Below are 22,741 nucleotides of genomic sequence, written 5' to 3'. Positions count from 1 at the left end.
GCCCCCCCGTCGTTAGAATCATTCGCTCTATCGACTCAGGAAGAACGTTTTGTCCGATCGCCTCGCCGTACTGCCCCAATACGCTCTTCCCAAACGCGCACTGACCACCCTGGCGGGCAAGTTCGCATCGGCCCGGCTGGGCGGCCTCACCACCTCGGTGATCCGCTGGTTTGTGGGCCGCTACAACGTCAACATGGCCGAGGCGGCCAACCCCGACATTGCTAGCTACACGTCGTTCAATGACTTCTTCACGCGGGCGCTCAAGCCCGGCGCCCGCCCGCTGGCCTCAGCCGACCTGATCTGTCCTGTGGACGGTGCGATCAGCCAGTTTGGCCCCATCGCCAAGGACCAGGTTTTCCAGGCCAAGGGGCACACCTACTCCACCACCGCCCTGGTGGGTGGCGATGCGGCCGCCGCTGCCCGTTTTGACAACGGCCACTTCGCCACGCTGTACCTGAGCCCGCGCGACTACCACCGCATCCACATGCCTTGCGCGGGCGAGCTCACGCGCATGGTGCATGTGCCGGGCGACCTGTTTTCGGTCAATCCCACCACGGCACGCGGCGTGCCCGGCCTGTTCGCCCGCAATGAGCGCGTGGTGTGCTTTTTTGAATCGGCCCAGGGCCCGTTCGTGCTGGTACTCGTGGGCGCCACCATCGTGGGCAGCATGGCCACCGTGTGGCATGGGCAGGTGAACCCGCCGCGCACCGGCACGCTGCGGCAGTGGGACTACGCCAAGGGCCATGTGAGCCTGCAGCAAGGTGAGGAAATGGGCCGCTTCTTGCTCGGCTCCACTGTGGTGATGCTGTTCCCACAGGGGCCGCTGCAGTTCAACCCGCAGTGGTCGCCCACGCGCCCCATCCAGCTGGGCGAGTCGATGGCGCAATGCACTGGCGGCTGACCTTCAGCCCATCAGCCCAGTAGCCCTTCGGCCGGGGCGCCGCGCTCACAAACGGTCTGGCGCGCGTGTGAGCCGGAAGGCGGTGGGTGCCAGGTGCAGCGCTTCAGGGTGCACGGGGGATTCATGCCCCACCAGATACACCATGAGAGAGTTGCGGCGCACCACCACATGGCTCACGGTTTCGCGCTGGTCGTTCCATTGCACAAACGCGCCGGGCTTGAACAGGGGCATGTAGTAGTAAGCGGTGGGGTCCATGGGGTGCGGCTCCTCCCGCTACAACGGGCCCTTGCGTGAATGCGGGCCCAGACGGCGGTCCATGGTGGACCGACCAGTTCATACTAGCACCGATCCCTCCCGCCGCGGGGTGCCCATTTCAAACTGATTGCGTTGCCGCAAAGGCCAGCGTGGCCTGCAGCATGCGGCGCAGGTGCGGCTGCACGCCTGCCGCCACATCGGGCAGATAGTCAAACGGCAAGGCTTCTTGCATGTAGCTGCACTGCGTCATCTCCAGCTGCACCGCGTGGATGTTCTGCGCGGGCTGCCCATAGTGGCGCGTGATGTGGCCGCCCTTGAAGCGACCGTTGAGCACTGCGGTGTAGCCCTGGGCCTCTTTGGCGATGGACAACAGCTCCTGCGCCAGCGCCGGATCGCAGCTTTCGCCGTTGGCCGTCCCCAGGTTCAGGTCGGGCAGCTTGCCTTCAAAGAAGCGCGGCAGCACCGAGCGGATGGAGTGTGCGTCCCACAGCACCGCCACACCATGCTGCGCGCGGATGCGGTCCAGCTCGGCACGCAGTTGCGCGTGGTACGGCGCCCAGACGGCATCGCGCCGCGCGGCCACCTCGGCATCATCGGGCACATCGCCCCGGGCATAGATGGGCGTGTCGTCAAACGTATCGACCGGGCACAGGCCGGTGACGCTTTGGCCAGGGTAGAGGCTGGTCCCATCGGGCGGGCGGTTCAGATCGACCACATAGCGCGAGTGCGTGGCCACGAGGATGGACGCGCCCAGGTCCTTGGCGAACGCATAGAGGCGCTCCATGTGCCAGTCGGTGTCGGGCACCTGGCGGGCCTCATCGGTGAAGCGCGCAGCCAGCGCTGGCGGCACGTAGGTGCCCGCATGGGGCATCGACACCAACAGCGGCGCGGTGCCGGGGTAAAGGACAAAAGGAGGTGGAGAGGTATCTGTCATCACAAGCTCAGGGGTATGAATTCAATCGGACGCGTCAATCGGGTGCAATGGTGGCCGAGCGCGCGGCCACGAACGCATGGGCCGCTGCGTCATGCAGCGTGTGCCGGCCGCTGGCGATACGCCGCTGCCCCGCCACCCACACGCTGTCGATGGCCGAGGTGCGGTGGCTGCCAAACACGTGGGCCGACAGCATGCTGTGCGCAGGCAAATCGCGCAGCGCCAGGTGCTGCGAATCCAGCGCCACCAGGTCGGCCTGCTGGCCCACAGCGAGGCCACCAATGGCGCGGCCCGCGGCCTGCGCCCCGCCCTGCACTGCCTGCAAGGTCATGGCCGTGGCCACCTCGGGTTGCGCAGCGGTGGCCAGCACATTGCGCTGGCGCAGCGACAGGCGCTGGCCGTATTCGAGCATCAGCAATTCCTCGGCCGCATTCACGCAGGCATGGCTGTCCGAGCCCACGCCCCAGCGCCCGCCGTGCTGCAGCCACAGCGGCATGTCGAAGATGCCATCGCCCAGGTTGGCCTCGGTGGTGGGGCAGATGCCTGCCACGGCGCCCGTGCGCGCTGCGTCCTGGTACTCCTGCGGGGTCATGTGCGTGGCGTGCACCAGGCACCAGCGCTCGTCCACGGGTGCGTTCTCCAGCAGCCACTGCACCGGGCGCTGGCCGCTCCAGGCCACACAATCCTGAATCTCTTGCGTCTGCTCGGCAATGTGGATGTGAATGGGCGCCTGCGCGTTGAGCGCCGTGAGGCCCTGCACCGCAACCTCCAGACTGCCGGGCGGCACCGCGCGCAGCGAGTGCGGCGCCAGCCCCAAAACGGCCGCTTGCGCTCTTGCAGCGGGTGCAAGGCGCTCCAGCAATGAGAGCATGTTGTCCGTGCTGCGAATGAAGCGGGCCTGGTCCGCACGCGGTGGCTTGGCACCAAAACCACTCGTCTGGTACAGCACCGGCAGCAGCGTGATGCCGATGCCCGCATTCTGCGCCGCACGCAGCAGGGCCAGCGAGAGCGTGGCGTCATCGGCATAGGGCGTGCCGTCCTGGTCGTGGTGCACGTAGTGGAACTCGCACACGCTGGTGTAGCCCGCCTCCAGCATCTCCACGTACAGCCAGGTCGCAATGGCCTCCAGCGACTCTGGGGTAATGCGTGCCGCAAAGCGGTACATCAGGTTGCGCCAGCTCCAGAAGCTGTCCTGGCTTTCCCCCCGGTACTCGGTCAGGCCCGCAAACGCGCGCTGGAAAGCGTGCGAGTGCAAGTTGGGCATGCCGGGCAACACGGGGCCCGGGGCCATGGCGGCACCATTTGGCTGTGCGTTGGGCGCGACGGCAGTGATGCGCCCTGCCCCATCCCATTTGATCAGCACGTTGCGCGCCCAGCCCGTGGGCAGCAGTGCATCGGCGGCGAACAGTTGTTGCGTCATGGCATGACTCCGTGAATGCGCCCTTGCCGCACGATGGTGCAGGCAGGCTTTTGGCCCAGCCAGTAGGCCAGTTCGGTCGCCTCGCCCACCGGCCACAGCACAAAGTGAGCGGGCCTGCTGGATGCGATGAGGCCGTGGGTGTCTTGCAGGCCGAGCGCGCGTGCGGCGTGGGTGGTGATGCCCGCCAGCGCCTCAGGCACTGTCAGACGGAACAGCGTGCAGGCCATGTTGGCCATCAGCAGCAGGCTCAGCGCGGGCGAGGTACCCGGGTTGTGGTCGGTGGAGACGGCCATGGGCACACCCGCTGCGCGCAATGCCGCGATGGGCGGCAGGTGCGTGTCGCGCAGTGTGTAGTAGGCGCCAGGCAGCAGCACGGCCACGGTGCCTGCAGCTTTCATCGCAGCGATGCCGTCGGCCGACAGGTGCTCGATGTGGTCACACGACAGCGCACCGTAGCGCGCAGCGAGTGCCGAGCCGCCCATGTCTGACAGTTGCTCCGCATGCAGCTTGACGGGGATGCCGAGCTTGCGCGCGGCCTGGAAGACCTGCTCGGTCTCGGCCAGCGTGAAGGCGATGCGTTCGCAGAACACATCCACAGCATCCACCAGGCCTTCGGCGGCCAGTGCGGGCAGCATGTCGTTGCAGACGAGGTCGGTGTAGTCTTGGCTGCGCCCAGCGTATTCGGGCGGCAGTGCATGCGCGCCGAGGAAGGTGGTGCACACCGTGACGCCAAAGGCCTCGCCCAGGCGGCGGGCCACGCGCAGCTGCTTGCGTTCGTGCTCCAGCGCCAGACCGTAGCCGGACTTGATCTCGATGGCACACACGCCCTCATCCAGCAGCGCCTGCAGGCGCGGCGCGGCCAGGGCAAAGAGCTCGTCTTCGCTGGCCTCGCGCGTGGCGCGCACCGACGACACGATGCCCCCGCCCGCCCTGGCCACCTCTTCATACGTCGCACCCACCAGCCGCATCGCGAACTCGTTGGCGCGCTGCCCACCGTACACCAGGTGGGTGTGGCAATCGACCAGGCCGGGGGTGGTGACGGCGCCCCTGCCGTCAATGCGAGGCAAGGCCGCAAAGGCTGCTGGCACCTGGGCCTGCGGGCCCGCCCACTGGACGGCGCCGCCCTGCACCACCACACACGCCAGCGTGCCCTCAGGCACCGGCACATCCGTCGCCCACAACGCGGCCACGGGCCGCAGGTTGGTCCACACGCCATCGGCACTGGGTGCGGAAGATGCTGGCGGGACAACGCCCTGCTTGTTGCTACCTGCTGCTGTGTTCATGGATTGATTTGCTATTGTTTATATAGCTAATGGAGAATATTCCACTAGCGCTTGCAGCCCATTTGACCCAAATTATGGTGCAGAGCCCCTACGCAAGGCCACCCAGGCCAGCACGGGTGCATCGTCGGCAGACCCACCGCTTTCGGTGCGGCGCACAGGGGTGATCGACGGCGCTGCTTCGCCCCCTTCGTTCACCCACCACAGACCCTGCCCCACTGCCAGCATCCGCACTTGGTGGGTATCGCAGTCCTCGCATCGCCAGGCGCCCTGCAGCACCATGCACAGACCCGCTGCAGCCCCCTCAGCGGGCGGCGGCACATCGCGCAGCACCTTCAGGTTCCCGGTCCACTCACCCCGGCGCAGCATCAGGTTGAAGTCGGTGGAAACACCGCCCGGCATGCGGCAGTCCACCAGCTCTTCGCCGGAGAACGCAAACGGCTCCCAGCGGTGCGTCAGCGCGTGCTGCCAATGTCCTTCTGCGCCTTGCAGATGTACGCCATCGCCATCCAGCAACATGATTTGCCGATCCACCCCCACAAAGGCCGAGAACGGCCCGGGGCTTGCAATGGTGGCAACGCTCACGCGCCATGCAAAGCTGTCCATGCCCGCGCCGGGCGGCCAGCACGCCAGCTCGCGTGTGCTGCCGCCGCCGTTCTTCCACGGCACGGGGGGCGTGGAGGCCAAGTCCAGAAACTGCTTCACGCGCCTTCACCCTGCGGCACACCGTTCCCGTCCACCAGCAGCGGGAACAGCGGGTGGTCCATGGCGGCCCCAGCGGGCAGCTGGTCCGCCAGCCCCGGGAACTCGGGCGAGGTCTTCCACGGCCTTGGCGCGTGGCGCGTGTCGTCGCCCAAGAACCGCACCGAGAACACGCGGCGCCGGTTGGGCCCCTCCACCCCGCCGGACGCATGCAGCGTGAGCATGTGAAAACACACCACGTCGCCCGGCTCGATCTCCCAGCCCACGATGGGAAAAGCGTCGCGGTCGGCCTCGACGTTGGGCAGGTCCTGCAGGCTGCCTTCAGGGAACCACTTGGCCTGGTTGTCCATGAAGGTGCGCGGCATGAGCCAGGGCCCCTGGTGCGATCCCGCCACAAACTCCAGCGTAGCCGCACGCGAGACCGGGTCTACCGGTATCCACATGCTCACGTTCTGCCTGCCTTCGATGTTGTAGTAAGGCTGGTCCTGGTGCCAGGGCGTCTTCTGGCGCGTGCCAGGCTCCTTCACCAGCACATGGTCGTGGTACAGCCGCACGGTGCGTGACTGCATCAGGCGCTGCGCGGCCAGGGCCAGCGGCGTGTCGCGCACAAAGCGGCCAAACTGCGGAATGTCCTGCCAGTTGCAGAAGTCCTCGAAGAAGCGGCCGGGGTCATCCGGCCTGCTGGCCACTTTGGCGCGCGGGCTGGGCGCGGCCAGGTTGGCGTCGATGCCGTCGCTCAGCAGCGCTACCTCTTCGGGCGTGAGCAGCTGCTTGATGCAGATGGCGCCGTCGCGGTCAAACCGCACGATGTCGCCGGCGGTCAGGCGCTCCTGCAAGCGCTGTTGAAAGTGCTGTTGTTGGCTCAGGTCACTGGCAGGTGAAACCGGGTGCATACGAGCTGTCTCCTTGTAGGCTATTGACCGTTGTCGTCCATCACGCACACCCAGCCTCAGGCGCGCGTCAGCACCGCCTGCAGAAAGGAGCGCGTGCGCTCCTGCGTGGGGTTGGTGAAGATGGTGGCAGGCTGGCCGGACTCGATGATCCCGCCGCCGTCCATCACCACCACCACGTCGCCCACCTCGCGTGCAAAGTCCATTTCGTGCGTCACGACCATCATGGTCATGCCTTCGCTGGCCAGCAGCTTCATGACCTGCAACACCTCGCCCACGAGTTCCGGGTCCAGCGCCGACGTGGGCTCGTCGAACAGCATCACGCGCGGCTCCATGGCCAGTGCGCGGGCAATGGCCACGCGCTGCTTTTGCCCGCCCGACAGGCTGGCAGGCATGGCCAAAGCCTTGTGCGCCAGGCCCACCTTGGTCAGCAGGGCCTGTGCGCGCTCCTCGGCCTCCTTGCGCGAGAGGCCGCGTAGCTTGCGCGGACCCAGCGTGACGTTGTCGAGCACCGACAGGTGCGGAAACAGGTTGAACGACTGGAACACCATGCCCACTTCTTCGCGCAGGGCGTTCAGGTCATGGTCGGGCAGCATGCGGCCGTCCTGCACCAGCGTGCGTCCGCAAATTTCCACGGTGCCGCCCTCGGGCTGCTCCAGCCCGTTGCAGCAGCGCAAAAAGGTGCTCTTGCCCGAGCCACTGGGCCCGATGACCACCACCACCTGCGACGGCAGCACGTCAAAGTCGATGCCATTCAGCACCACGTGGCTGCCAAACGACTTGCGCAGTCCGCGAATGCGCACGATGGGCTCGGCGGATGGGCTTGCTCCGGTCATCACAGAATTTTTCTTCATTGCACCATCCCCCCGGCACGCAGGCGCAACTCCATGCGGCGCAGCACCAACGAAGTGACACCCGTGAGGATGAAATACACCACCGCAATCGCCAGGTACACCTCCAGCGAGCGGTACGACACGCTGATGATCTTCTGCCCTTCGTGCATCAGGTCGTGGATGGTGAGCAGCGACACCAGCGCCGAGTTCTTGATCAGCGCGATGAACTCATTGCCCAGTGGCGGAATCATGCGCACCACGGCCTGCGGCAGCACCACGGTGCGCATGGCCAGGCCTGAGGACATGCCGATGGAACGCGCCGCCTCCATCTGCCCCTTGTCAATGGACTGGATGGCGCCGCGCACCACCTCGGACACATAGGCGCCCGAGTAGATGCCCAGGCCGATCACGCCGCACACAAAAGCGGGCAGCAGGATGCCGAACTGCGGCAGGCCAAAGAACAGGATGAACAGCTGCACCAGCAGCGGCGTGCCACGGATCGCGGCCACGTAGGCGGTGCACAGGGCGTAGATCACGCGGCGCTTGGGGTTCAGGCGGCCAATGCCCACCAGCAGGCCCATGACGCAGCCCAGCAGCAGCGAGGCAGCCGTGATTTCCACAGTGACCAGCGCACCCGCCAGCAACTGGGGGAGTCCGGCCCAGACAGGAGAAAAATCGAGTTCCATGGCTCAGTTCGGCAACGTGTGGCTGCGGTTTACTTGGCAGCGCTGTTGCTGAACCACTTCTTGACGATGGCCGCATAGGTGCCGTCCGCCTTGAGCTTGGTGATGGCACCGTTGACGGCCTTCGTCAGCTCGGGCGTGTCCTTGCGCAGGGCCATGCCGTACTCTTCGGTGGTGAGCTGCTCGTCGAGCACGCGCAGGCCGGGACGGGTGCGCACATACTGGAACGCGGCGGGCTTGCCGGTCACGGCAGCGTCGGCGCGGCCGATGTCCACCAGGTTGAACATCTCCTGGTTCTTCTCGACCTCGACACGCTGCACCTTGGGGAATTTCTCGGTCAGGTACGCCACCGACTTGGTGCCCACCTGCACGCTGACCTTCTTGCCGTCCAGGTCGGCCAGCTTGTTGATGGCCTTGTTGTCGGCCTTCACCATCACCACCAGGCCACCGGCATAGTAGGAGTCGGTGAAGTCCACCACCTTCTTGCGCTCGTCGGTGATGTAGATGGCCGAGACCGCCATGTCAAAACGCTTGGAAATCAGGCCGGGAATCAGGCCCTTGAAGTCGATGTCCACCCACTCGACCTGCTTGCCCATGGTCTTGGCAATGGCCTCCACCAGCTCGATGTCGAAGCCCGTGCGTTTGCCGTTTTCGACAAACTCCATGGGCGGGAACGTGGCATCGGTGCCCACACGCAGGACGTTGTCCTGGGCCTGTGCACCCGTGGTGCAGAAGGCTGCGGCGGCCAAGCTGGCCAGAAGAAGGTTGCGGCGAAGGTTCATGGGAAAAACTCCTGAGGAGGGGTGAGGGAAATCAGGGAGAAGTGAGTTGGCGGGAGATGCGCGCTGCGGCGACGACGGCCATGCCGGTGAGTGCGGTCTCCTGCCCCTGGGCCCGCAAGATCGGGGCCATCAGGGTGATGGCTCCGGCGGCCTGCCGGGGAGAGCCGAACACGGGCACGCTGACGCCCCAGACACCGGCATCCACTTCGCCGGAGCTGACGGCGTAACCCGCCTTGGCAATGCCCTCCAGCTCGGTCAGCGCCGCCTGGCGCTCAGCAGTGTCTGCGCCGTAGTGCAGGTCCAGAATGGCATTGCGTGTGGCCGGGGCCACATGGGCAAGCAGGCACTTGGCGGAGGCCCCCGCGCGCAGCGGCACGCTGCGCCCTTTTTCAAACGAGCAGCGCAGGGCCTGCGTGCTGTCCACCATGTCCAGGCACACCACGCTGTCATTCACGGCCACCACCAGCCCCACGCTCTCGTGGGACTGCCGGGCCAGGGCCTGCATGTCCGGCCGCGCGTGGTGCACCAGATGCGACGCCATGTCAAAGCCCAGGGCCAGTTGCAGGCTGAGCGGCCCGGGCGCGTAGTGCCCGCTGCTCTCCAGCACAAAGCCCCACAGCTTGAGCCGCGCCAGCTGCCGATACAGCGTGCTGCGTGCCAGACCCGTGGCCTCCACCAGCTCGGCGGCCGACATGGGCTGCCCGTGCTGCGCCAGCACCGCCAGCACGTGCAGAACACGGTCGGCGGCGGCAACGGAGGTGGGTCCACGGGTGGGCATGGACTCAGTATCAAAGGATTGCAGCGGCATTCAAACCCAACATTCCCAACGAATGGGAATGCAGTTCCCTTTTTTCACATTCCTGTCATTCCCTCCCTCGCTCCTTCACTTCACCATGGGCAGCTTCAGGCCCTGCTTCTTGGCCGTCTCCACCGCCAGTTCGTAGCCCGCGTCGGCATGGCGCATCACGCCGCTGCCGCAGTCGTTGACCAGCACATTGGCAAGGCGTTGGGCCGCGGCTTCAGTGCCGTCGGCCACGATGACCATGCCCGAGTGCTGCGAGTAGCCCATGCCTACGCCCCCGCCGTGGTGCAGGCTGACCCAGGTGGCGCCGCCTGAGGTGTTGAGCAGCGCGTTGAGCAACGGCCAGTCGCTCACGGCGTCGGTGCCGTCCTTCATGCCTTCGGTCTCCCGGTTGGGGCTGGCCACGCTACCGGTGTCCAGGTGGTCGCGGCCGATGACGATGGGGGCCTTGAGCTCACCGTTCTTCACCATCTCATTGAAGGCCAGGCCCGCAATGTGGCGCTCGCCCAGGCCCAGCCAGCAGATGCGCGCCGGCAGGCCCTGGAAGGCGATGCGCTCGCCCGCCATGTCGAGCCAGCGGTGCACGTGCTTGTTCTCGGGGAACAGCTCCTTGATCTTGGCGTCGGTTTTGCGGATGTCCTCCGGGTCACCCGACAGGGCCACCCAGCGGAACGGGCCCTTGCCTTCGCAGAACAGCGGGCGGATGTAGGCAGGCACAAAGCCGGGGAAGTCGAAGGCGTCCTTCACGCCTTCGTCAAACGCCACCTGGCGAATGTTGTTGCCGTAGTCCACCACCGGGATGCCCATGTGCTGGAAGTCGAGCATGGCCTGCACATGCACGGCGCAGGACTTGGCAGCGGCCTTCTTCAGCACCTCGTGCTGGGTCACGTCCTGCTGCGCGGCACGCCACTGGGCCACCGTCCAACCTGCGGGCAGGTAGCCGTTGACGAGGTCGTGGGCCGAGGTTTGGTCTGTCACCAGGTCGGGCTTGAGGCCGCCGGCCTTGGCACGGCGCAGCAGCTCGGGCAGGATTTCTGCGGCGTTGCCCAGCAGGGCGATCGACACGGCCTCCTTGGCCGCCGTGTGCTGCTGGATCAGCTCGAACGCGTGGTCAATGTCACGCGCCTGCTTGTCCACGTAGCGTGTGCGCAGGCGGAAGTCGATGCTGCTTTGCTGGCATTCGATGTTGAGCGACACCGCGCCCGCAAAGGTAGCGGCCAGCGGCTGCGCGCCGCCCATGCCGCCCAGGCCAGCGGTCAAGATCCAGCGCCCTTCGAGCGAGCCGCCAAAGTGCTTGCGACCCGCCTCGGCAAAGGTCTCGTACGTGCCCTGCACGATGCCTTGCGTGCCAATGTAGATCCAGCTGCCGGCGGTCATCTGGCCGTACATGAACAGGCCCTTCTGGTCCAGCTCGCTGAAGTGTTCCCAGTTGGCCCACTTGGGCACCAGGTTGCTGTTGGCCAGCAGCACGCGGGGCGCGTTGGCGTGGGTCTTGAACACGCCCACGGGCTTGCCGGACTGGATGAGCAGGGTTTCGTCGTCGTTCAGGTCCTTGAGCGAGGCGAGGATCTGGTCAAAGCACTCCCAGTTGCGCGCAGCACGGCCAATGCCGCCGTACACCACCAGGTCCTGCGGGCGCTCGGCCACTTCGGCGTCCAGGTTGTTCTGGATCATGCGGTAGGCCGCTTCAGTGAGCCAGCTCTTGCAGGTGAGTTCTGTGCCGCGCGGCGCGCGGATCACGCGGCTGGCGTCGTGGCGGGGGTCGGTGTTGGAGGCGGCGGCGATGATGGCGTCGTTGGCGTTCATGGTGGGCTCCTGTGAATCAGTGGGTGTGCGTGGAAAAAATCAGGCGAAGCTGGGCAGGCACTGCGTGAGCGCGGCAGGCCAGGGGGACTGCTGGGCCCATGCGCGCATGGCTTCGATGTCGGTGGCAAGGTAGCGGTCTTGCTCCAGGTAGGCCACACGCTCGCGGATGGCGGCGAACTGTGCTTCGACGAGCGGAGAGGATTTCAAGCTGCGGTCGAACTCCATGCCCTGCGCAGCGGCCATGGCCTCGATGCCCACCATCACGGCCGCGTTGCGCACCATGTCGCCCAGTCGGCGTGCGCCGTAGGTGGCCATGGAGACATGGTCCTCCTGGTTGGCCGATGTGGGCAGGCTGGTCACGCTGCTGGGGTTGGCCAGGCACTGGTTCTCGGCTGCCAGCGCGGCAGCGGTGACCTGGGCGATCATGAAGCCCGAATTCACGCCGCTGTCGCGGATCAGGAACGCGGGCAGGCCCGAGAGGCCCGGGTCCAGCAGCAGCGACAGGCGGCGCTCGGAGATGGCGCCGATCTCGGCCACGGCGAGCGCAATGATGTCGGCCACAAAGGCGACCGGCTCGGCGTGGAAGTTGCCGCCGGAGATCACGTCGCCGTTGTCGAACACCAGGGGGTTGTCCGACGCGGCGTTCGCCTCGATGGTGAGCACGCGCGCGGCGTGGTGCAGGTTGTCCAGGCACGCGCCCATCACCTGCGGCACGCAGCGAATGGAGTACGGGTCTTGCACGCGGCCGCAGTTGGGGTGCGATGGGTCGATGGCGCTGCCGTCGAGCAAGGCGCGCACAGCGGCCGCCACGGCAATCTGCCCGGCCTGGCCGCGCGCCTCGTGGATGCGCGCATCAAAGGGCTTGACCGAGCCCTTGATGGCTTCGAGTGACAGGCAGCCCGCGACCAGCGCTGCAGCAAACACGCTCTCCGCGCCAAACAGCCCGGCCAGCGCGAGTGAGGTGGACACCTGCGTGCCGTTGAGCAGCGCCAGCCCTTCCTTGGGACCCAGCACAAACGGCTGCAAACCGATGGAGCGCATGGCCTCGGCACCGGGCACCACCTTGCCATCCACCTTGGCCTGCCCTTCCCCGATTAGCACACAGGCCAGGTGGGCGAGCGGCGCCAGGTCACCCGATGCACCGACGGAACCCTTGGCCGGAATAACAGGAAGCACATTGGCGTTAGCCATGGCCAGCAGCGCATCCACGATCTCGGGCCGGATGCCCGAATGGCCACGCGCCAGGCTGATGGCCTTGGTCGCAAGGATGAGGCGCACCACATCGTCCGCAAGCGCATCGCCCGTGGCCACGCTGTGCGACAGCACCAGGTTGCGCTGCAGCTCGGCCAGGCGCTCGTGCGCAATCTTGGTGCTGGCGAGCTTGCCAAAGCCGGTGTTGATGCCATAGACGACCTGGTCTTCATCAACGATACGCTGCACCGTGGCCAGCGACGCCTGCATGAGGGCCCGCGCGGACGGGTCCAGCGACAATTGCACGGGCGCGGCATAGATGCTGCGCAGCGCGGCCAACGACACATGGCCGGGGAGCAGGGTCAGGGAGGAAGTGGTGGCTTTTGTCATGGCGTTGATCCTGTATATACAAGTAGGTACAAGCGAAAAAATCTGGGGCTTTTGACCAACAGCCGTCAACCAGCGACGGGGTTGCCGTCGGCTCGGAAACGGCTGCCCAAACGGTAGCGGGTAGCGGGGTGCAGGCAGCGCACCACGGTGATGGGTACGCCGCGCGACCAGGTGCGGCGGGTGAGCAGCAGGCAGGGCTCCTGCGGCGACATCTCCAGCAGCGTGGCCTGCTCCGAGGTGGGCATGACGGCATCGACCACATGCTCGATCTGGTCGAAGGGCACGTTGCGCACCAGGTACTCGGAGGGTTGCAGCAGCGTGAAGTCCTGCGCGGCGAACTGAGGCACCTGGCGCGGGTTCACGTGACGGTCTTCGAGCTGCACAGGCAGGCCGTCTTCGCGGTGGATGCACAGCGAGTGGAACACCGACTCGCCGGTGCGTAGGTCCAGCGCGGCGGCCACTTCGAGCGTTGCCGAGATGCGCTCTACCGCCAGCACGTCGCAGCGGTAGTCGTGCCCGCGCTGGCGGATCTCGCTCGCGAGGTTGGCGATCTGCAGCAGCGTGGACTGCGGCTTGTCTTCGGCCACAAAGCTGCCCACGCCCGCCACGCGCACGATGCGGCCCTGCTCTACCAGCTCGCGCAGCGCGCGGTTCACCGTCATGCGCGAGATGCCGAACTGGGTGACCAGCTCGTTCTCGGACGGCAGGCGGTCGCCCGCGCGCCAGATGCCTTCCTGGATCTTGCGCGAGATGTGGTCCTTGACCTGCTCGTACAGCGCCATGGCCTGCGCGGGCGCAGCCACGGCGGCCACGGCCTTGGCGGGCGTGGCACTGCGGGGTGCAGTGGCGGCGGTGCGGCGGGAAGGACGGGCGCTCATGGTGGGAAGCAGTCAGTCAGGCTCAATGCAGATCCGCTGCCATGGATTCGGCGCGGATCTCCTCCGTCAGGCGCGCCTTGAGGTCCATGAACTCGGGACTGGTCTTGATCGTGTAATGGCGCGGGTGCGGCAAGTCCACCGCCAGCTCGGTCTTGATGCGACCGGGCCGGGCGCTGAACACGGCCACGCGGTTGGCCATGAAGATGGCTTCGTCGATGTCGTGGGTGACAAACAGCACGGTCTTGCGCTCGGCCTCCCAGATGCCCAGCAGCAGCTCTTGCATGAGCACGCGGGTCTGGTTGTCGAGCGCGCCGAAGGGCTCGTCCATCAGCAAAATCTTGGGGTCGTTGGCCAGCGCGCGCGCAATGGCGGTGCGCTGTTGCATGCCACCCGACAGCTGCTTGGGAAAGTGCTGCTCAAAGCCGCGCAGCCCCACCTTGGCGATGAAGTACGCGGCGCGCTCTTTCTGCTGCGCCTCGGGCATACCCCGCTCGCGCAGGCCAAAGCGGATGTTCTGTTCGATGGTGAGCCAGGGGAACAGCGTGTAGCTCTGGAAGACCATGCCGCGCTCGGCGCCGGGGCCTTTGACCGGCGCGCCATCCAGCAGAACGCGGCCGCTGGTGGCATGGTCCAGCCCCGCGACGATCCGCAGCAACGTGGACTTGCCGCAGCCCGAGGGACCGAGGATGGTCACAAAGTCGTTGTCCCGCACTTCAAAGTCCACCGGTTGCAGCGCCTGCGTGCGCTGGCCCTTGGCAGTCTCGAAAACGCGCGAGACGGCTTGAATGGAAACAGAGCTCATCGCACGAAACTCCAGGCAAACAGCCGGTGGTTGAGGGCCTTGAAGGCGAAGTCGGACACCAGCCCGATAAGGCCGATGACGATGATGCCGAAGATGATTTGGCCGGTGTTGAGCAGCGACTGGCTGTCGGTGATCATGTGGCCGATGCCGCTCGACGATCCGATCAACTCGGCCACGATCACATACGTCCAGGCCCAGCCCAGTACCAGGCGCAGGGTTTCCGCAATGTCGGGGGCAGCACCGGGGATGAGCACCCGCGTGACGATGCCCTTGTGGCCCGCACCCAGGGTGTAGGCAGCCTCCACCAGGTCGCGCCGCGCGCCGCCTACGGTCACGGCCACCATCAGCGTGATCTGGAAGACCGAGCCGATGAAGATGACGAGGATCTTCTGAGCCTCGCCAATGCCCGCCCACAGGATCAGCAGCGGGATGAAGGCCGAGGCTGGCAGATAGCGGCAGAACGAAATGAAGGGCTCAAAGAACGCCTCGATGCCCTTGTAAGCACCCATGGCAATGCCCAGCGGCACGGCGATGACTGCGGCCAGGATGAAGCCGCCGAACACACGCCACACCGTCATGCCGATGTCCTTGTGAAAGCCGTACTCTGCAAACAGCAGCCAGCCCTCCTTGGCCATCGTGACGGGGCTGGCCAAAAACGTGGGCGACACATAGCCGCCCAGCGTGAAAAACGCCCACACCAGCACAAACAACACAAAAAAACCAAAGCCCAGCAACCAACGGGCGCGGGCACTCACAGGCTCCAGTGGAGCCAGTGAACGCCGCCGCACAGGGGCTCTTGGCGCGGTAACGGACAGGGGTTGCACGGCAGACATGGCGCGTTCTTCTTCCAGTTTCTTACTTGATGAAGCTCGCGTCGAAGGTGACCGCCAGGTCCTCATTCGCCTTGCGGATGATGCCGGCCTCCAGCAGGATGGCCGTGGCGTCCTTCATGAAAGCCTGCAGCTCGCCCGCAAAGAACTTCTGGTTGGCAGCCTTGTCCTGCCAGCGCAGGAAAGACGACGACTTGGCAAACTGCTCGCCCGTCTGCTTGACGGCGGCGCCCATGATTTCGTTGGACTTCGTCGGGTCGGCCTTGATCATGTCGAGCGCCTGGAAGTACGAGTTGGCCAGGGCCTGCGCGGCCTTGCCATTGGCCTTGAGCCAGGTGGGGTCGCAGCCCACGGTGTCCATCACCATGGGGTAGTCGAGCGTGGTGGCCAAAATCTTGCCCGAGGCGGGGTTGTCGCGCACGGTGGAGAGGTATGGCTCGTAGGTCATGGCGGCGTCGTTCTGGCCCGCCACGAAGGCCTGCGCGGCCGCCTGGGGCGACAGCGTGGTGGTCTTCACGTCCTTGAGGCTCATGCCGTTCTTGCTCAGCATCCAGGCCAGGCCGAAGTAAGGCGCGGTGCCGGGCGCATCCACGCCGATGGTCTTGCCTTTGAGATCTGCAAAGCTCTTGATATCGCCACGCACCGCAATGCCGTCGGCGCCGTAGGACTTGTCCATCTGGAAGATCTGCACGATGGGCACGCCGTTGGCGTTCCAGGCGACATGTGTTTCGACCGTGGTGGCGGCGCACTGGATGGACTTGGAGGCCAAGGCCAGGTGGCGGTCCTTCTGCGGAATCATCTTGATCTCCACATCCAGGCCGTTCTTCTTGAAGATGCCAGCCTTGTCGGCCAGCGTGAGCGGTGCAAAACCTGTCCAGCCGGACATGCCCAGCACAATCTTGGTGTCCTGCGCCTGGGCCGGTGCGGCCAGGGCCATCATGCATGCTGCTGCCGCTGCCAGCGACGTCCATTTCACAACCGATCGAGTCATCATCTGCTCCTGTTTGAAGAAAGTACCTTGGCCCTGCCCACCGGAACGCACCTGCGTACCGGAAGCCATGATGACAGTTTCAGCATACCTGTATATACAGGGTAAACACTGAAAAATCAGGCTCATGCGAGGGGGTGCCGATCTTCAGCAAGAACGGGGCCAGGGAGGATGGTGTGTTCTCTGGTGGTCCAAGGCACCAGTAACCACTCCTGATTTGATAGCTACCAGGGCAATAAACACCTGGGCCACAGCGCAAAAAAGCCATCAATTTGCGTTGAGAAGCCGGACATGGCCGCTGGCATGTCCACTTCCCCATTGCACCAGGCCTGTGCGCTGGCCTGGCCGCATCGGTGCGACGCCACCTGCCAGCGCAGAGGCCAACCTGTCTATGCCGCCGGCTCGCGACCTATTCCACCACCGGCAAACGCACAGTGACCGACAGGCCGGGCTCTGCATTGCGCATGTGCAATTGCCCGTCGTGCGCCTGCGCCACCAGCCGGCACAGGTACAAACCCAGTCCGACGCCACCGGTGGCGCGCTGGCGTGCGGTGTCCGGGCGGTAGAACGCCTGGGCCAGGTGTGGCAGGTGCTCGGGGGGCACACCGCGCCCATGATCACGAACCTCCAGTTCCAGCACCCTCCCCTCATCCGCCAGCCGCAAATGCAGCTCAGGGGGGAAGGCACCCGACTCACTGTGGCGCAGGCTGTTGTCAAGCAGGTTGCGCAGCAAAAGCCGCAGGCGGGACCGGTCCAGCCGCACCGAGGGCAAGTCCGGCGCCACGTGCAAGGCAATATCAGCGGCCCCGGCATGGCGGGAGCACAGGTCGGCCACCACTTCGCGCGCCAGTTCGGTGACATCAGTGGGCTCGCGGTGCAGCGCCGCATGGCGGCCCGCCAGGCGCTCGCTTTCCAGCAGGTCGGTGATGAGGCCCGCCATTTCACCCAGGTCGCGCATCAGCGCCAGGCGCTGCGGTTGCACATCGGCCGTTTCGGGCAGCAGCTCCGTGTTCAGGCGGGCCCGCGTGAGCGGGCTGCGCAGCTCATGGCTCATCGCCAACAACAGTGCACGCTTGGCCTCCAGCATCTGGTGGATGTCATCCCCCATGGTGTTGATGGTCTCGGCCAGCTGGCCCAGCTCGTCCGGCCGGTGGGCATGCCGCACCGGTATGGGCTGGGCAAAGTTGCCGTTGCCAAAGCGCTGCGCGCCCTGGCGGATGTCGTCCAGCGGACGCAACAGATGCCGCACATATACATAGGCCAGCGCCGTGAGCAGCAGCAGCACGGTCAGCGTGCCCCACGCAATGCGCGGGCGCTTGTCCCAGGACAGCGCGTTCAGGCCGAACTCGATATGGTGCCCATCTGCCGTCGTGCGGCGCAGCAGGCTGTGCCCGTTCTCGTCCCCGGTCCAGCGGTCTTCCTGGCGGACCTTGTCGCTCACCCAGTCGGGGTTCTGCTGGTCGGGGTGCGATGCCCAGTGGATCTGCGGCCCGTCGATGCGCAAGGTCAGTGGCAGGCGATTGGCAATCGCCTGCGCGCGCTCAATGCTCGGCGGGCTGCCAATCTCGGCGGCAAGGCGGTCCACATAGTCCATCAGCAGCGGCCGCGCAGCCTCGCGCCAGCCTACGGACACGGCCTTTTGCACCCCGCCCATGAACGTGACCGCCACAGTCACGGCCAGTGCCATGAACACCAGCACCAGCCGAATGCGCAGCGAATGCCCTACCGCGTGGCGCGCCCGGCGGTGCCAGGGGCAGTTCGGGTCGTGAATGGGAGAACAAATCTGCTTCATGGGGCAGCGCGGCGCAAAGCCAGGGAGTAGCCCACGTTGCGCAATGTCTTGATGCAGTCCAGCGGCTCCAGCTTTTTGCGCAACCGGCTCACCACGATGTCCACCGCGCGGGTGTACAGCTCGGCCTCATGACCACGCAGCTGGTTCAGGATGTCGTCGCGGCTGAAGACCTTGCCGGGCTCGCGCGCCAACAGGTGCAACAGGTCGAACTCCGTGCCGGTCAGCTCCACCACCACACCATGGCGCTGCACACTGCGGCGCGCTGCGTCGATGGACAGGCCCTCGAACTCCAGCGCGCCCACGGCAACGCCCTGCCCCGGCGCCCTGCGCCGGCGCAACACCGTCTGCAGGCGCGCCACCAGTTCACGTGGCTCAAAGGGCTTGGGCAGATAATCGTCAGCCCCCAGCTCCAGCCCCACCACCCGGTCCATCACTTCGCCGCGCGCGGTCAGCATCACGATGGGCAGGTCGCCCTGCTTGCGGATGGTGCGGCACAGCTCAAACCCGTCCATTTCGGGCAGCATCACGTCGAGGATGGCAGCGTCAAACCCGCCGGCCGTCAGCTGTGCCAAGCCATCGCTCGGCCGAAGTGCATGAACGAGTTCCAGTTCAAAACGCTGGAAGTAAGTGGCCAGGGGAGCGCCTAACTGCGCGTCGTCGTCAATCAACAATATGCGGTGCATGAGCAATTCTCACACCGTCAGGCGCGCTCCCCAAGGGCGGTATCGACAGAAGCGCCAGCCGCACACAATGCGCGGTGTCGCACGATGAGTCGCCGCAAACGGCCCTGCGCACCGGCATGGAGCGCATCAAAATGGTCGGCAGCTGCCAGCAGGGCAGGCAGCGTGTGGGCCGCCGCCGAGGGCTGGCGAGCGACCAGGCCCATCGCATGCTCGCGGTCAAAGCGCGGCCCCCAGACCAGCGACATCAGCTCATCGTGAGGCTCCGGCATGCCCGACAGCAGCGCGGGCCCGTGCACACGAACGCCCTGGGCGAGGCGGTGGATAGGTTCCAGCGTGGGTGACATGCAATGCTCCCCACCCATCACCCGCGGGCCATCCAGCCCTTGCGACGCTGCATCAGCTCCCGCACTTTTTGCTGCTGGTCAGGGTTCAGGCTGTCATAGAAGTCGGCCATCGCATTGACCACTGCGGGACTGTGGGCCTGCACCGCACGCGTTTTTTCTTCGAGCAGGGACTGCGCCCGCACCCGATCAAACTTGTCGCCCGCCACAATGGCCTGCACCTCGGCTCGGGGGTCTGCCGTCTTGCCGACGAACGCTGCGCGCTGGGCTTCCAGTTGATCGGCCAAGGCATTGAGCTTGGTCTTTTGTGCCTCGTTCAAATCCAGCTTGCTGCTCACCCGGTCCACCATCTTGCCGCGCACTTCCGCCATCTTTTCCGCAGTCATCGGGCCGCGCTGGTGGTGCCCGCTGGAGCAGGCCGTCAGCCCACCCACCGCGATGGACGCACCAAAAATGCCCATCAGCGTTTTCTTGATCCAGGGTTTCATGATGCTGTCCTTTCAAAGACGGTATGGAACATGACCCTGATGGTGCGCGCAGCGGCTTGGAACGTGGTCTCGAACCAGTTTCGGTTTATTTCATTTTGTTTCTTGGGCGGTGTTGGCGAAGCACGTTGACAGGTGTTTGACTGCGCGGACGGCAGCGTGTTAACCGATTTTGTCAGGGGTTTACAACGCGACGCCGGGGATATACAGCCACTGCGGATTGCCGTTGAGGGACATGGTTCAAAGACGTCACGCCTCAGAGCCAGGAGGTGCATCGAATCGTTCGGTAAGGGCGAACGGAAGCAACTATCCTTGCGCAGCAGTACAAAATCAGTGGGAAAAGAAAAACCCCCAACCGTTACCAGTTGGGGGTTTATGTTTGGTGGAGCTGGCGGGACTCAGGAGAGTTTCCCACCAAATCCGCCAAAGTCCTTATAAATCAAGGACTTGGAAGAAACACTACAAAGCTCCACTATGTCCGGTACACCGAGGGAGGTTGAAAAGTGTGCCCCCAGAGTGTGACCCGCAGTGTGACCCCTGTCAATCCACCTTGCCGGGTCAATTTGCGGACGCGGGTTCAATTCCGCATCAGACTCACTGGCCAGGGCAAATAGAGGCAAGCCGCTTGCCGTACTCGACAACTACCCGACTCAACCCCTCATCAACAAACGAGGGAATGGAGTCAGGCGCGGGCAACATCAAACTTTTCAAAGTCTTATTTGCTTGCCGTCCATAGCTATATCTATACCTATTGGCACGAATGCACGCACAGTAATACAACTTAACACTGTCCGTCATATCAAAAAGCGGGGTGAGATAAAACAAATCACGACCTGAATAAAATTCCTCCGGTTGCAAGAAAGTTGCCAAAACGGAACCGCCACCAGCAACAGACAGCGTTCCAGCCGGGTTGGGAATTACGCCAGGGATTTTAGCTACTCGTGCTGTAACTCCGTTATTTCTTTCTGAACGGCCAACAAATGGGATTCCATCTGCACTTAGGGTCATTTTATTCAACTCTAAGTTAACCCCATAAGTGACGCGGAATAGCTCTGATAAGGGTACAAGCTTCATTTGTCGTCTCCGATAACCTCAACAACATCCGATTCTTCTAAGTTAGAACTATTAGTCTGACCCAGCATTCTATATATCGCATAGTCACGAACTGCCGCCTCATAGGTCTGCTGCTGAATCAAAGCATAGTCAGTGTCCATATAAGCTTCCGCGCACCATTCCATCTCTGCATCGACATGCATCATCACACTTTCACCAGGATGAACCTCACGATTGCGAAAAGCCTCAACCCAACGATTTCGAATGGATTCCCACGTCAAATTTTGGTCAATCCGTCCTTTGTTTTTTGTCTTAACAAAGCCGTCATTTTTCCAATATCCAAACCATGTTTTTCTATTAGATACATGGTGAGGAATATGCGCAGTAAAAATCATTATGCAAGTCACCGTGCCAACCGGGTAAAAAAGCTGGTCAGGCATAGACATGACGGCTTCTAAGGTGTGCTCTTTAAGAATCTCTGCACGCAATGAATCAGCATTCAGAGCGCAGCTCATTGGCACAATAGCAATGCCAACGCCCTTTTCTTTAAGACAGTCAAGCATGTGCTTAACAAAGCGCAATTCATGCAAGTCGCTATCACTTTGACTATAAGGCGGATTCACCATTCCAATATCACATTGATGCGCCTTTATAGCCTTTGCGATAGCATCATCAAAACAGCTACCTTGATAAAGATTAGCCTTCCCATCACCCCTAAGAATCATATTAGAAGCAGCCAAGGCAAACATATTCGGTTGCTGCTCAACCCCAACCAAACCACTCGACTTTATAGCAGTCCGTTCCGCCTCAGTGGTGGCAGATTTAAACATCCTGTGCATGGCAGATATTAGAAATCCACCAGTGCCAGCACAAATATCTAAAACCTTGCTTGTCTTGTTTGCATTCGCCAGAAGCGCAAACAGTTCGGTAACGTGTCGCGGGGTAAGAACAATGCCAAGTGCTTTTTTATCACCACCAGTATATTTAAGAAATTCCCCGTAAAACTGGCCCACAACATCGAAATCATGATATACGCTAATAAAAGGCCAAACCTTTGAATTCAGCCTATCAATCAACTCAAACAATGCTCCTTTGGGATACGCTTTCGAAGCCTTTCCAAGCTCTGGATGAACACCAATGCTTGAATAAGGCTGCGCCATATTGTCTTTTTTAGCCTGGGGAATAGACGCAGCGCTTATTTCTTCCTTGATGACACGCATCCAATCTTTTTGTAGTTGTGCAGGTGTTTGAACGTTGTACGAAGCGGCAAAAGCGTTATTCCTCAACGCAATAAGAGTTCCACTAACGACTAACGGCTTCTCGCTTTCCGTTAATTTTGCATGGTCACGCATGAAGTCATGCAATTCAGAGGCGAAATCCATCAACTCATCAAAGCGCAATTTTTGAACGGTAGGGTCAAAAGTTGCGTGTTCGATGTAATCAGCCCAAGAAATTATTCCATTAAGCGAAGCACCATCTTTTGAGCAAAGCACTTTTGGCTTATCTCCCCCTTTGGGCCAAAGATAAGTATCCAACAAAGCTTGCTTCTTGGTTTCCCCACTAATTCCAATCGCAATAACGTTAAATTTCTTAGATAGGGCTTTTGCATAGTGAAAGGCGCCATCAACAGCGAACCGCTTCACCCGCTTAATTTTTACTTCTTCCGATTCACCTATAAGTGCACCATTCAGAATGGCATCAATAGATGAACTCTTGTGGTCTTTAACATTTGCCTTGCACTCGATGACGATTAGGAAGTCTGGCGCATAAGGTGAGCTGATAATAAACTCTGGTGCACCTATGCCGGTACCGCCTGACTTGCTAGCGGATTTCATCAAAGATTTAACATCTTCAATGTTGCTTTTTTGTTCTTCAACAAGAACCGAAACAGACCCGTAATAGCCATTCTTTGTAAGTGCATCTCTTACAATATTTTCAGTTTTGCGCTCGTTACTCATTTGATGCCTTATGAACCGACCAACGCCATCAACCGCCTTGATGACAAAGCCTTAGATTATGCCTC

At 63.1% G+C, this 22,741-nt stretch carries 23 protein-coding genes; 1 reads left to right on the top strand and 22 read right to left on the bottom strand.

The genetic code is table 11. From position 1 onward, the window contains the following. The first annotated feature begins 49 nt into the window (after positions 1-49). Entirely contained in the window at positions 50-901 is an 852-nt protein-coding gene (asd, locus tag N4G42_RS12110) for an archaetidylserine decarboxylase (protein ID WP_260667340.1), read from the top strand. Between the two features lie 45 nt (positions 902-946). Here the strand turns inward: asd and N4G42_RS12105 are convergent, their stop codons facing one another. From N4G42_RS12105 to N4G42_RS12000, 22 genes are all read right to left on the bottom strand, one after another. Beyond that, complete coding sequence (locus N4G42_RS12105) at positions 947-1,156, bottom strand: hypothetical protein (protein WP_260667339.1); 210 nt, start codon at positions 1,154-1,156, stop codon at positions 947-949. Positions 1,157-1,274: 118 nt separating this feature from the next. Continuing rightward, positions 1,275-2,090: an N-formylglutamate deformylase gene (gene hutG, locus N4G42_RS12100; protein ID WP_056063581.1), complete on the bottom strand. Its 816-nt coding sequence runs from the start codon at positions 2,088-2,090 to the stop codon at positions 1,275-1,277. 34 nt (positions 2,091-2,124) lie between these two features. Beyond that, positions 2,125-3,507: a formimidoylglutamate deiminase gene (locus N4G42_RS12095; RefSeq protein WP_260667338.1), complete on the bottom strand. Its 1,383-nt coding sequence runs from the start codon at positions 3,505-3,507 to the stop codon at positions 2,125-2,127. Next, positions 3,504-4,790, bottom strand: a complete 1,287-nt coding sequence (gene hutI, locus N4G42_RS12090; protein WP_260667337.1) for an imidazolonepropionase — start codon at positions 4,788-4,790, stop codon at positions 3,504-3,506. Before hutI ends, N4G42_RS12095 begins: the two co-directional genes overlap by 4 nt. 72 nt (positions 4,791-4,862) lie before the next feature. Then, positions 4,863-5,492: a HutD family protein gene (locus N4G42_RS12085; RefSeq protein ID WP_260667336.1), complete on the bottom strand. Its 630-nt coding sequence runs from the start codon at positions 5,490-5,492 to the stop codon at positions 4,863-4,865. Then, positions 5,489-6,382: a phytanoyl-CoA dioxygenase family protein gene (locus tag N4G42_RS12080; protein ID WP_260667335.1), complete on the bottom strand. Its 894-nt coding sequence runs from the start codon at positions 6,380-6,382 to the stop codon at positions 5,489-5,491. Before N4G42_RS12080 ends, N4G42_RS12085 begins: the two co-directional genes overlap by 4 nt. A 56-nt stretch (positions 6,383-6,438) precedes the next feature. Beyond that, the gene (locus N4G42_RS12075) at positions 6,439-7,233 is read right to left on the bottom strand and encodes an amino acid ABC transporter ATP-binding protein (RefSeq protein ID WP_005794442.1); all 795 of its coding nucleotides are present in this window, start codon (positions 7,231-7,233) and stop codon (positions 6,439-6,441) included. After that, positions 7,230-7,898, bottom strand: a complete 669-nt coding sequence (locus tag N4G42_RS12070; protein WP_260667334.1) for an amino acid ABC transporter permease — start codon at positions 7,896-7,898, stop codon at positions 7,230-7,232. Before N4G42_RS12070 ends, N4G42_RS12075 begins: the two co-directional genes overlap by 4 nt. A gap of 29 nt (positions 7,899-7,927) precedes the next feature. Further along, positions 7,928-8,677: a glutamine ABC transporter substrate-binding protein gene (locus tag N4G42_RS12065; protein WP_010465677.1), complete on the bottom strand. Its 750-nt coding sequence runs from the start codon at positions 8,675-8,677 to the stop codon at positions 7,928-7,930. 31 nt (positions 8,678-8,708) lie between these two features. Then, positions 8,709-9,455 (bottom strand): IclR family transcriptional regulator, encoded by a 747-nt coding sequence (locus N4G42_RS12060; protein ID WP_085943596.1) that lies wholly within the window; start codon positions 9,453-9,455, stop codon positions 8,709-8,711. A 105-nt stretch (positions 9,456-9,560) separates the two neighbouring features. Further along, positions 9,561-11,285 (bottom strand): urocanate hydratase, encoded by a 1,725-nt coding sequence (gene hutU, locus N4G42_RS12055; RefSeq protein WP_260667333.1) that lies wholly within the window; start codon positions 11,283-11,285, stop codon positions 9,561-9,563. A gap of 39 nt (positions 11,286-11,324) precedes the next feature. Further along, positions 11,325-12,866, bottom strand: a complete 1,542-nt coding sequence (gene hutH, locus N4G42_RS12050) for a histidine ammonia-lyase (protein ID WP_260667332.1) — start codon at positions 12,864-12,866, stop codon at positions 11,325-11,327. 65 nt (positions 12,867-12,931) lie between these two features. Next, on the bottom strand, positions 12,932-13,744 hold the full coding sequence (hutC, locus tag N4G42_RS12045) for a histidine utilization repressor (RefSeq protein WP_260667331.1): 813 nt from the start codon (positions 13,742-13,744) through the stop codon (positions 12,932-12,934). A gap of 22 nt (positions 13,745-13,766) precedes the next feature. Then, on the bottom strand, positions 13,767-14,546 hold the full coding sequence (locus N4G42_RS12040; RefSeq protein WP_260667330.1) for an ABC transporter ATP-binding protein: 780 nt from the start codon (positions 14,544-14,546) through the stop codon (positions 13,767-13,769). Beyond that, positions 14,543-15,379, bottom strand: coding sequence for an ABC transporter permease (locus N4G42_RS12035; protein ID WP_260667329.1), 837 nt, complete (start codon positions 15,377-15,379; stop codon positions 14,543-14,545). Before N4G42_RS12035 ends, N4G42_RS12040 begins: the two co-directional genes overlap by 4 nt. Before the next feature lie 22 nt (positions 15,380-15,401). Beyond that, positions 15,402-16,367, bottom strand: a complete 966-nt coding sequence (locus tag N4G42_RS12030) for an ABC transporter substrate-binding protein (protein WP_260667327.1) — start codon at positions 16,365-16,367, stop codon at positions 15,402-15,404. Positions 16,368-16,773: 406 nt separating this feature from the next. Further along, positions 16,774-18,156 carry a sensor histidine kinase gene (locus tag N4G42_RS12025; protein ID WP_260667326.1) on the bottom strand — a complete coding sequence of 461 codons (1,383 nt, stop codon included), beginning with the start codon at positions 18,154-18,156 and terminating at the stop codon, positions 16,774-16,776. Next, positions 18,153-18,839: a response regulator transcription factor gene (locus N4G42_RS12020; protein WP_056063622.1), complete on the bottom strand. Its 687-nt coding sequence runs from the start codon at positions 18,837-18,839 to the stop codon at positions 18,153-18,155. The genes N4G42_RS12025 and N4G42_RS12020 overlap by 4 nt, the downstream gene beginning before the upstream one ends. A gap of 17 nt (positions 18,840-18,856) precedes the next feature. After that, positions 18,857-19,183: a hypothetical protein gene (locus tag N4G42_RS12015; protein WP_260667325.1), complete on the bottom strand. Its 327-nt coding sequence runs from the start codon at positions 19,181-19,183 to the stop codon at positions 18,857-18,859. A 17-nt stretch (positions 19,184-19,200) separates the two neighbouring features. Beyond that, on the bottom strand, positions 19,201-19,668 hold the full coding sequence (locus N4G42_RS12010) for a Spy/CpxP family protein refolding chaperone (protein WP_260667324.1): 468 nt from the start codon (positions 19,666-19,668) through the stop codon (positions 19,201-19,203). Between the two features lie 591 nt (positions 19,669-20,259). Continuing rightward, positions 20,260-20,739, bottom strand: coding sequence for a restriction endonuclease subunit S (locus tag N4G42_RS12005; protein WP_157497312.1), 480 nt, complete (start codon positions 20,737-20,739; stop codon positions 20,260-20,262). Next, entirely contained in the window at positions 20,736-22,676 is a 1,941-nt protein-coding gene (locus tag N4G42_RS12000) for a class I SAM-dependent DNA methyltransferase (protein ID WP_260667323.1), read from the bottom strand. The genes N4G42_RS12005 and N4G42_RS12000 overlap by 4 nt, the downstream gene beginning before the upstream one ends. Positions 22,677-22,741: the final 65 nt, after the last annotated feature.

The sequence above is a fragment of the Acidovorax sp. K2F genome, assembly GCF_025246485.1.
GTDB lineage: Bacteria > Pseudomonadota > Gammaproteobacteria > Burkholderiales > Burkholderiaceae_C > Acidovorax > Acidovorax delafieldii.
The sequence above is the reverse complement of the archived record's forward strand: the minus strand, read 5'-3'. Positions and strand labels throughout refer to the sequence as shown.

Excerpts from the sequence above, each read along its gene's own strand:
- hutI (WP_260667337.1), bottom strand. The coding sequence starts at position 4,790 with ATGAACACAGCAGCAGGTAGCAACAAGCAGGGCGTTGTCCCGCCAGCA.
- hutG (WP_056063581.1), bottom strand. The coding sequence starts at position 2,090 with ATGACAGATACCTCTCCACCTCCTTTTGTCCTTTACCCCGGCACCGCG.
- N4G42_RS12010 (WP_260667324.1), bottom strand. The coding sequence starts at position 19,668 with ATGAAACCCTGGATCAAGAAAACGCTGATGGGCATTTTTGGTGCGTCC.
- N4G42_RS12005 (WP_157497312.1), bottom strand. The coding sequence starts at position 20,739 with ATGAAGCTTGTACCCTTATCAGAGCTATTCCGCGTCACTTATGGGGTT.
- N4G42_RS12030 (WP_260667327.1), bottom strand. The coding sequence starts at position 16,367 with ATGACTCGATCGGTTGTGAAATGGACGTCGCTGGCAGCGGCAGCAGCA.
- hutH (WP_260667332.1), bottom strand. The coding sequence starts at position 12,866 with ATGACAAAAGCCACCACTTCCTCCCTGACCCTGCTCCCCGGCCATGTG.
- N4G42_RS12035 (WP_260667329.1), bottom strand. The coding sequence starts at position 15,379 with ATGTCTGCCGTGCAACCCCTGTCCGTTACCGCGCCAAGAGCCCCTGTG.
- hutU (WP_260667333.1), bottom strand. The coding sequence starts at position 11,285 with ATGAACGCCAACGACGCCATCATCGCCGCCGCCTCCAACACCGACCCC.
- N4G42_RS12095 (WP_260667338.1), bottom strand. The coding sequence starts at position 3,507 with ATGACGCAACAACTGTTCGCCGCCGATGCACTGCTGCCCACGGGCTGG.
- N4G42_RS12040 (WP_260667330.1), bottom strand. The coding sequence starts at position 14,546 with ATGAGCTCTGTTTCCATTCAAGCCGTCTCGCGCGTTTTCGAGACTGCC.
- N4G42_RS12105 (WP_260667339.1), bottom strand. The coding sequence starts at position 1,156 with ATGGACCCCACCGCTTACTACTACATGCCCCTGTTCAAGCCCGGCGCG.
- N4G42_RS12020 (WP_056063622.1), bottom strand. The coding sequence starts at position 18,839 with ATGCACCGCATATTGTTGATTGACGACGACGCGCAGTTAGGCGCTCCC.
- N4G42_RS12070 (WP_260667334.1), bottom strand. The coding sequence starts at position 7,898 with ATGGAACTCGATTTTTCTCCTGTCTGGGCCGGACTCCCCCAGTTGCTG.
- N4G42_RS12060 (WP_085943596.1), bottom strand. The coding sequence starts at position 9,455 with ATGCCCACCCGTGGACCCACCTCCGTTGCCGCCGCCGACCGTGTTCTG.
- hutC (WP_260667331.1), bottom strand. The coding sequence starts at position 13,744 with ATGAGCGCCCGTCCTTCCCGCCGCACCGCCGCCACTGCACCCCGCAGT.
- N4G42_RS12080 (WP_260667335.1), bottom strand. The coding sequence starts at position 6,382 with ATGCACCCGGTTTCACCTGCCAGTGACCTGAGCCAACAACAGCACTTT.
- N4G42_RS12015 (WP_260667325.1), bottom strand. The coding sequence starts at position 19,183 with ATGTCACCCACGCTGGAACCTATCCACCGCCTCGCCCAGGGCGTTCGT.
- N4G42_RS12075 (WP_005794442.1), bottom strand. The coding sequence starts at position 7,233 with ATGAAGAAAAATTCTGTGATGACCGGAGCAAGCCCATCCGCCGAGCCC.
- N4G42_RS12000 (WP_260667323.1), bottom strand. The coding sequence starts at position 22,676 with ATGAGTAACGAGCGCAAAACTGAAAATATTGTAAGAGATGCACTTACA.
- N4G42_RS12025 (WP_260667326.1), bottom strand. The coding sequence starts at position 18,156 with ATGAAGCAGATTTGTTCTCCCATTCACGACCCGAACTGCCCCTGGCAC.
- N4G42_RS12065 (WP_010465677.1), bottom strand. The coding sequence starts at position 8,677 with ATGAACCTTCGCCGCAACCTTCTTCTGGCCAGCTTGGCCGCCGCAGCC.